Origin of the sequence: Crystallibacter degradans (assembly GCF_012952295.1) — a bacterium.
In the GTDB taxonomy this organism is placed as follows: domain Bacteria; phylum Actinomycetota; class Actinomycetes; order Actinomycetales; family Micrococcaceae; genus Crystallibacter; species Crystallibacter degradans.
Genome location: NZ_JABBCH010000037.1, coordinates 1 through 8056, shown reverse-complemented (window position 1 = coordinate 8056; position 8056 = coordinate 1). Strand labels below are relative to the sequence as shown.

At 61.3% G+C, this 8056-nt stretch carries 9 protein-coding genes; 1 reads left to right on the top strand and 8 read right to left on the bottom strand.

Annotation, left to right across the window (positions count from 1 at the left end):
- Together ssb and HGO92_RS22715 are read right to left on the bottom strand one after the other, a co-directional pair.
- A partial coding sequence (gene ssb, locus HGO92_RS22720) for a single-stranded DNA-binding protein (protein WP_169998915.1) occupies positions 1-460 on the bottom strand: 460 nt, incomplete at its 3' end.
- A gap of 157 nt (positions 461-617) precedes the next feature.
- Positions 618-1094 carry a hypothetical protein gene (locus HGO92_RS22715; RefSeq protein ID WP_169998914.1) on the bottom strand — a complete coding sequence of 159 codons (477 nt, stop codon included), beginning with the start codon at positions 1092-1094 and terminating at the stop codon, positions 618-620.
- A gap of 530 nt (positions 1095-1624) precedes the next feature.
- On the opposite strand from HGO92_RS22715, the gene HGO92_RS22710 reads away from it, so the two are divergent.
- A complete protein-coding gene (locus HGO92_RS22710; RefSeq protein WP_169998912.1) occupies positions 1625-1990 on the top strand; it encodes a hypothetical protein in 366 nt (121 codons plus the stop codon).
- Between the two features lie 76 nt (positions 1991-2066).
- Here HGO92_RS22710 and HGO92_RS22705 read toward each other — a convergent pair whose 3' ends face one another.
- The 6 genes from HGO92_RS22705 to HGO92_RS22680 all read right to left on the bottom strand — a co-directional run bounded on the left by HGO92_RS22705 (position 2067) and on the right by HGO92_RS22680 (position 7942).
- Entirely contained in the window at positions 2067-3068 is a 1002-nt protein-coding gene (locus HGO92_RS22705) for an ATP-dependent DNA ligase (protein ID WP_169998911.1), read from the bottom strand.
- Positions 3069-3410: 342 nt separating this feature from the next.
- Complete coding sequence (locus HGO92_RS22700) at positions 3411-3554, bottom strand: hypothetical protein (protein WP_169998909.1); 144 nt, start codon at positions 3552-3554, stop codon at positions 3411-3413.
- Between the two features lie 158 nt (positions 3555-3712).
- Positions 3713-4111, bottom strand: a complete 399-nt coding sequence (locus tag HGO92_RS24060; protein ID WP_240974907.1) for a hypothetical protein — start codon at positions 4109-4111, stop codon at positions 3713-3715.
- A gap of 305 nt (positions 4112-4416) precedes the next feature.
- Positions 4417-5388, bottom strand: coding sequence for a ParA family protein (locus tag HGO92_RS22690; protein WP_169998905.1), 972 nt, complete (start codon positions 5386-5388; stop codon positions 4417-4419).
- A 747-nt stretch (positions 5389-6135) separates the two neighbouring features.
- Positions 6136-6831: a hypothetical protein gene (locus HGO92_RS22685; protein WP_169998903.1), complete on the bottom strand. Its 696-nt coding sequence runs from the start codon at positions 6829-6831 to the stop codon at positions 6136-6138.
- A 49-nt stretch (positions 6832-6880) separates the two neighbouring features.
- Positions 6881-7942 (bottom strand): hypothetical protein, encoded by a 1062-nt coding sequence (locus tag HGO92_RS22680; RefSeq protein WP_169998901.1) that lies wholly within the window; start codon positions 7940-7942, stop codon positions 6881-6883.
- Positions 7943-8056: the final 114 nt, after the last annotated feature.

The following is an 8056-nucleotide window of genomic DNA, read 5'->3' as shown; positions in this document are numbered from 1 at the left end:
CGTATTCGCGCGGACTGATCGTAAACCCATCCACCGGATGGGAGGTTCCATTTACCGCATGTTCCGGACTTGGGTTCCCACCGGAAGACCCTTCACTTTTCGTGAACCCACGGGGGATGGGCCCGAACTTCAGGGATACGCCGAGCTCGTCGATCTCCAGCTCGATGACGTCATGCTTTTCCCCGGTCTTGGTTTCGTAGCTGCGGGGCTTGAGCCGGCCCTGCGCAATAACGCGGGTGCCTTTGGTGAGGGTTTCGGCGGCGTATTCGGCCGCTTCCCGCCAGACGGAGGCGCGCAGGAACAAGGTCTCCCCGTCCTTGTACTCACCGGCCTGACGGTCAAAGGTGCGAGGGGTGGAGGCGATGGTGAAGTTCGCGACCGCCGTGCCGGAGGGCGTGAAGCGCAGTTCTGGGTCGGCGGTGAGGTTGCCGGTGACGGTGATGCTGTTTTCGCCTGACATGGTTATGCGGTCCTGTTCTCTGGTTTCGTTCGCGGCGGATCAGTCAGCTGGTGGCGTGGGTGAGGGCGGGGCCCTGCTCCCCCGCCCTGTCGTCCCCAGCTGCTGTTCCTGGTTGCTACGGTTCACCCCGCCGGCGCGGGGTGGACCCGGCGTCCGTTTATGCGGCCGGCGAGGTCTGGTCCGTGGCCCCGTGCGTGTCTGGTTGTGCGGTGTTCCAGCAGAGTCCCTGGGTGCTGAAGTCGTAGCACTTGGTTCCCCTGATGGTGATGGCCGGGGCTGTTTCGGGGTTGCCGTTGCCGCTGATGTAGTGGATCCCGTCGGCTTTGACCTCGAAGTCGTAGAACCCGGTCTCCGTCAGGTAGGTCGGGGCGAGGCTGGCAGGCAGGCACGGCATGGCCCAGCCGTTCCACGTCCGCGGCCGCACAAAAGCGTTCACCGGTTCGCAGTCATCGAAGAAGACGAGTCCGGGGCGGTAGTACCCGTCCAGGGCTGCCTGCCACACAGGCGAGGTTTTGCACCTTCGGCAGTCGGTGAGCGTCGGATCAATATCGCGGCGCGAGTCGCGGCGCCCGAGCGCGTCGGCGCGGCAAACGAACGAGGAATCGGTGGGCCAGACGATGAGGTGCTGTGTCATGGTTGTTTTCCTTTGGCGAGGTTTGGGGTGGGGGCAGCGGTTCTGTACCGGCCAGCTCTGCTCTTCCCTCCCCCCGTTGTTTTTGCCTGCTGGCGAAGCTTGCGGAGCTGTGCCTGTCGGAGTACTGCTCAACCCCGCCAGGGGCAAGGGCACGGGAATTTCGGCAAGGAAATAAGCGACGCAGGAGCGCCGGACGAAAATCCGGGGCGCGCAGCCGGACGGAGTCCGGTTGACGGTACGGAGCAGGCACGTATGATCCGAAGGACAGCAGCAAAAAAGGAAAATGCTTCTACAGCCGAGCGCAGCGAGGACCGCTTCCCTTGTCGTCGCTCAAGTCTTGACCTGTACGGCCGCCGAAAAGATGCGTAGATACATGTCGGGGTTGACTATGGTCCGCTCCCCTGCGGTGCCGCCCGGGCCGAAGTTCTCTGGGATATTCGACTCGCCCAGACACTTCCCCGGTGCAAATTGTCGGACCCCTTTGCCAGACTGTCTCTAAGGAACCTGTTCGCGAAGAGTGAGGGAACGTTATGGAATCCAGCAAACGCATCGAGTCCATGAACCGGGTACGCAAATTGGCGGTCGATTTCATGGCTACCGTCGCCGGCGTCACCGGCTTGCTGGCCTTGGGCGGAAAGCCTGAGTATCTGCCCACTGCCGTGATGCTTGGGCTGTTCCTGATCGTGCTGTGGGTGCTCGTCGCCTGCTCAGCCCGCCGCTATGCGGTTGTGTCCGCGCCAAGGAATTACTTTCTCCTGGCCGGAGGCTACCTGGGTAACTGGCTGGTGCTGGAATCCGTAGCCCTCTACCTTGCCCTTGTCGTGGCTGCTGCCGCCGTCGGTCTGGCCGAGACGGCCACCCGCGTTTGGCAGTCGAGGGCCGCGCGTTTCGCGTAAGGCTTTGGCGTGTTTGGATATGGGGCCCGATCGAAAGAGCGGGCCCCATTTCATGCCTGGGCGTGCGCAGCCCCGTTCAGGGCTTGTCGGAGGGCGTCGAAAGCTCATCCGGATTCAGCTCAGGACGGGCCCGTAAGAACCTGACAGTGTGGCGGAATGATGTGCCGGTCATGGCGGTGTCTGCTGATACCTCGACAACGATCGGTTCGACGAGGGTCAGCTCGGTTTCGCCTTTGTCAGCGTTGAACCGGTCCAGGGCCATGGATTTCACCCGGCGTGGCCAGGGGTGGCCGGGTCCGGCCGGCTGCAGCTGGGCTCCGAGCAGTTTCGCGGCCGCGGTCTTGAGCGGGGCGGAGCGGCCGACGATGCGCAGTTCCCCGTCGATGGGCAGTCCCGCGACGATGGCTTCGGGCCGGTTGATGGGACCGATGACTGCTCCGCAGATCACGTCGGCGGATTCTCTGTGCTTCAACTTTTGCCAGATCCTCTGGCCTCCCGCATAGGATTCCGTAGTCTTTTTAATGATCAAGCCCTCTACTCCTGTGGCAGGCAGTTCCTTGAACCAGGTTTGAGCTTCTGCAGGGTCGGTGGTGGCGGGTGAGAGGTCGAGCGGGGCTTCCCAGTCTTTGGCGAGTTCTTCGAGCAGGGCGCGCCGGCTGCGCAGGGGTTCCTGCCGGGTGTCGTGTCCGGCCACGGCGAGGAGGTCTAACGCGACAAAGTGGGCCGGCTTCTCGCGGACCAGTCTGGCCAGGGACTTGGCTGAGGTCGTCAGCCGCTGCTGCAGCGCGGAGAAATCCAGCCGGTCATTGGACCAGATGACGGTTTCGCCGTCGATGAGGCATCCGGGCGGCAGTTGCACGGCGGCCGCCGCTAATAGGTCCGGGAAGTACCTCCCGAGGTTTTTGCCTTGGCGACTCCATAACGTGGTGTCGACCCCGTCCCGCGCGATTATCGCGCGGTAGCCGTCCCATTTGGGTTCCGCCTGCCAGGACCCCGCTGTCTTGGGGATATTGTCCGTGACGCGGGCGAGTGCAACCGCCACAGGTGGGCGCAGTCCGGCCGGGAGCCTGGTTTCCATAAACCAACACTACAAACCCTTGCAGCCCTGCCACTGCCGGGGCAGCGTTCTGGGCCTTCGCAAAGGGAATCGCTCCTGACCGATTAAATGAGTGGGCACCGGCTGGTCTGGGAGGTTGGGGGATTACTCCTGACCATGGCCGGTGCCGTGTTCACTCGCACCTTTTGAGGTGTCTACGACGCTAGCGCTGGTTTATGTGTGCAGGTACAAAGTTCCCTGACGGTTGGCTGAGCGCCAGAGAATCAATCCCCACTTGCAGGTGCGGCTGTACTGTGTGCGCTCTTGGCCGGCCCGCCTGGTTGTGGATCCTCGGCAACGAAACCCAGGATCTTCTCGCGCTCGTTAGCGTGCCGTCATGACGGAAAGCACTTGCCAGCCTTCGGGAACCTGGGCCAGCAGTGCTTCGCGCGCCGCCGCATAGTCTTCGCCTTCGGCTTCGAGTTCTCTAGTTTCCACGGGGCGGATAACGCCCTTTACCTTCACCACAGCATGATCCTAGATCAGCGCAGGCCTTTGCGTGCTTACGGCGCGTGTTGGCTGGGACACCTGTCGTTGTGGCTGTCCCCTACCGGGCACGCTGCACGTCGGCCCCTGCACTCACGTGACCTATTGAGGTAGATGCACCGTCACCTAGACGGAGCACATTACTCTTTGTTCTGTTGATCCCTGTAAGCGGTGAGAACTCCCACGAAGAACGCATTCCTGTTATCAGCCGTCCAGGTGCGGGCGAGACTAATGATCACCCGCATGTGGTCTTTGCGGAAGCGCAGCGGCCTAGTCTCCGGCTCGACTGAACCACGGGCAAGCCTGGGTATTACCGGTGCACGCCCGAAAATGTCATTGGCGGGAATCTGGCTGTCATCCGGAGCGAAAATCTGCGCGAACCGATTTTCGCCTGCGGCCCAGCTGATCGCGTTCAGGACAATTCCCGGATACGAGATCCCTGTGCTGGCACGATGCTCCCCCAGCCACTGGTTCAGGCCCTTGGGCAGGTAGAGCGTGACGTGACCTGAATGTTCCTCTTCGACGGGTTCGATGTTCACCGGAGCCGTGGCAGTTGGCGCCGTTGCAGCGGGCGCTGGCCGGTCTGCGGGCTCATCTGCGGGCGGTACCGGTGAAGCGGCTGCCGCGGCGTCTGCGTCAGTCTCCTGCGCAGTGTCCGGAACCCCGGTTGCAGGCTCAGACGCAGGCGGTGTTGCAGGCGTTTCAGGGGTGGGCTCAGGCGTAGTTTCAGGCACCTGCTCGGCCGGAGCTGCTTCAACTGGAGCAGACGATACCGGTTGCAGGGCGCGCTTCTTCAGGCCGCTGAGGGCACTCAGATCCATCTTTCCCGGGCTGGAGGGCAAACTCACTTGATGGCCCCCTCAAGATCCTCAAGCGCCTCCTCCTGAGCCTGGAGCTCGTGGACGATCTGCTCAGTCAGCCGCATATAATCCTCGGCCAGATTGCCCGCTGATTGCGCAATACGTGGCTCATCCGAGCCGCTCTTTCCCTTGTTGCGTAGCCGCTCCCAGAACGGTGACTGGCTGGCGGCCTTGGCAGCCAGCTCATGGGCTGCCAAGCCACGGAAGCTGGCGTCCGCATCAGCGGCAACGACGTCGCGGATGCTGCCCTCGAAAACAGGAGCGATGCCGTCCAATGACTCCTGGAGCAACGTCCGGCTCTGCCTGTCCACGTTCCTGGCATTGGAAGGGATGCCGAAAAGAACAACGCCCAGGAGAGCGACGGAGGGGTTGTCGGCCCGGACACTGATGATCCGCTGAGCGAGGGACTTCAGGCCGCGAATGGATTTCGGTTCCGGCTTGACGGGGGCGATGATCCATCGGGAGGCAAGCATTGCCTCTTCGATGGCCGTCCACCCGGCTTCCGACGGAGGTGTATCGATGAGAATGATGTCGTAGCCGGGTGCAATTTTGGCGATGGTGCGGGCCACTCCCCCGCGCATCTTGCCCTGACGGCCTGAATCGCCCTGGAAGGCGTCCATGAGCTGTGCTGTGTAGTTGCCGGCGGCGAGGACATCCAGGTTCGGCCGGACATCCCTAATGGGTGCAGGCACTTCGTCGTAACGGACGGCCTTGTCCAGCGCGGCGCCTGCGTCGTACCGGGAGTCATTGATGAAGCCCAGGTTGGTCGCGATGTCGCCCTGAGAGTCCAGGTCAACGACAAGCACTTTGTAGCCGGCTTCCGCGAGAAGAACAGCAAGATTGGTGGTGAGCGTTGTCTTGCCGACGCCGCCCTTGCCGTTGGAGATGCAGATGGTCCGTCGCGCTGCCAGCTGGACGGCAGGCGACAACGTGTGGGAGGTAGTTGCCGTATCCATAGTGCACATCCTAAATGCCGCCAATGCGGTACAGCGGTACATTCACCGCGGTGTCGCACTACGGCACCGGTATACCTACTACGCACTGGTCGTGCGTTGGTAATGCAGTAGATAGGCGCTAAGTATTAACTAACGAGAAACTAAACACGCTTTAGTAGCACAGTATCCGTTGATCACTGCAAAAGCAGCTATTCCAATAACGAACGGCATTGACGCACTAACTTTGCCCCACCCTGCCAGCACTAACAGTGCACTGGGAGAACAGTAAGTATGCATTTACTACGCGGTTGCGCAGCAACAGAGAGACGCAGTTGAAATGCAGTTGATAGTACAGTAAGAAGATGCAGTAACTACGAAGCACAGCTTGCAGTAAGAGTAAGCAGTATCTATGAAGTAGATATGCATTACAAGCGCAGTAGGAGTCTCATGTGGAAAGTGACCAGCTGATTTCAGCGGGGGAGTGGCGTGCTGCTCCTTGCATAGGGTGCTACGGCGGCTGAAGTTGGCCGGCGGAGCCTGTGCGGGAGAACCACGGCAAACAGCCGGCCCCTACAAAACGAGACCCCCATGACGCAGAGCATCGAAACTACCGACACCGCGGCACTCACGCCCTACGCCGGGTTTCGTGTAGATCGAGGGAGTAGTCATTTTCAGCCCTGCATTGAGGCAATGCCCCTAAACGTATCTTTTATATCCATAAGACACTGTTCTAATGTGTATATCGGAGGCCTCGGCCGTGCTGGCTCCCTATGAAGCCTCTGCGTACAGCAAGCCGCCGATCGTTTGTTCCTCGTCTGGTGGCCCGTATTGCCAATACGGGTAATCGTCAGCGGGGCCGGCCAGGACAGGTTCGCTGGATAGCGCTCGTTTCAGGAGCCACTGCAACCATAGGGCTCTTTCTGAGCGGTAGCGTTGCATTTGCCGGCCAATGGCTTCCAGGACGCCGAAGTACTCGGCGAGGGTGCGAAGGCTGGTCTCTTTGACGATGTGCCAGCGCCCATCGACGCGGCTGATCATGTTCCAGGCTGCCATCAGTTCCAGGGCGTGTGTCACTGCTTTGGGGGAGAGGCCGCTGGTCCGTGCGATGTCGGCGCTGATGAGCTCGCCGTCTGCCCGTTCGATTGCTTCATAGACGAACGCGGCGACAACGCCCAGTTCACGGAACACCGGCCTGAGCGCATGGATCTTTCCAGGCCGCCATGCTCTGGTTTCAGCCCGTGTCCGGTACTCGTCAGGAATGACCAGTTCGTACAGGTCTGCACGGAGCTCTCTGCCTTCCGCGGCGAGCCGGATCATCGGGTGTTCGGTCCTGGATAGTTCACGAAGTTGGCGTGCCACCGTCGTTTCGTGGGTGCCGGTTGCGACAGCCAGCGACCTGACCCCGAATTCTATGAACCGGCTGCCACGCTTGTGGGCAGCTTCACCGAGCGCCCGCAGCAGCATCCTGTACCCGAGTCCAGACCTGGATCCGATGACGGACTCTTCATAGGCATCAAGTGCATTCTGCCAGGTCAGCAGGTACTGGTATTCGGCGGGGGAGCCGGGTTGGTGGAGCAGGGTAAGTACAGGGGGGGTGTGTATTGGGTGGGCTTGTGTAGCTTTTATACCCATTGTTATTCCCTGTTTCGTTGGTATTTGGTTTTTTGCGGAAACTTTCAACGTGCTTGATCGCGCTGCGCCAGTCCTGCTGCATTGCTTTGCGCCTGTTGCTGGGGGAGTAGCGGGCGTAAAATCCGACCATGCCGGCCCAGATGTTCTGGTTCATACGCCGCTGTACGTCAGTCAGGGACCAACCGGCGGCTACGGCCGAGGCCATGACGCCCTGGCGTGCCTCGGAATCGGTGGGGTAGACGGTGGTGTCGTAGTTTCCGCTGCGGGCGGTGTACTCCTTCAGGGCAGGAAGGGCACGTGGCCCGCCGGCCAGGGGAAGGGCTTCGGCCGGCTCCAGCAGCTCCAGTAATTCGGACGGCTCTTCGCGCCGCTGCCGCACAGCGGCCAGTTCCTCGGCAAGGCTTTCCCTTAGCTGGCTCCAATCGGTCCACTTGTTGCGGTTCCGGCGCGCAATGTCATAAGCGATGTTCAGGCTCATCGTGAGCCGCTGGTACCCGCCCTTTTTCCAGACACTGCCAGGAACGCGGATGGCGCCGGTCTTGGCGTTCTCGTGCGGGCCGGGGTCGATGCTGGAGAAGCGTTTCGCTGCAGCCTGCACGAATTCCTTGGCGTCGGTGAAGGCGACACCAAAATTCAGTGGCAGGTAAACGTGCCGGCCGCCGCTGGGGGACTGGTCCTCGATCCACCGCACGTTGTTACGGGTGAACCAGCGCCGAAGTGTGTTGTAGTCGCTTTCTACTTTCTCCTGGCCTCCGCGGCTGACATCGAGGTCAAGGCAGATAGTCCGGACCAGACCGTCGTTTCCGCAGGTTCGTACGGCTGCCGGAAGCGAGGGAAGTCCGTCCGTGAGGTCACGTTCCCCGCTGTCTTTGTAGGTCTTTCCGCCGTCGCGGGACAGTCGGACCCGTGGTTGTGACGCCAGCAGGGAAGCGGTATTTGTCAAGGATTTTGAGGCCAGTAGGAGTTAGGCGGCTGCTTCTTCTTCCGTTTCTGGTTGTTCTGCCGGCCGGTTGATCCAGGCCGCGTTGGGTAGCGCGAGGATCTTGGGGTCGCTGGT

Excerpts from the sequence above, each read along its gene's own strand:
- HGO92_RS22715 (WP_169998914.1), bottom strand. The coding sequence starts at position 1,094 with ATGACACAGCACCTCATCGTCTGGCCCACCGATTCCTCGTTCGTTTGC.
- HGO92_RS22710 (WP_169998912.1), top strand. The coding sequence starts at position 1,625 with ATGGAATCCAGCAAACGCATCGAGTCCATGAACCGGGTACGCAAATTG.
- HGO92_RS22705 (WP_169998911.1), bottom strand. The coding sequence starts at position 3,068 with ATGGAAACCAGGCTCCCGGCCGGACTGCGCCCACCTGTGGCGGTTGCA.
- HGO92_RS22690 (WP_169998905.1), bottom strand. The coding sequence starts at position 5,388 with ATGGATACGGCAACTACCTCCCACACGTTGTCGCCTGCCGTCCAGCTG.
- HGO92_RS22685 (WP_169998903.1), bottom strand. The coding sequence starts at position 6,831 with ATGCTGCTGCGGGCGCTCGGTGAAGCTGCCCACAAGCGTGGCAGCCGG.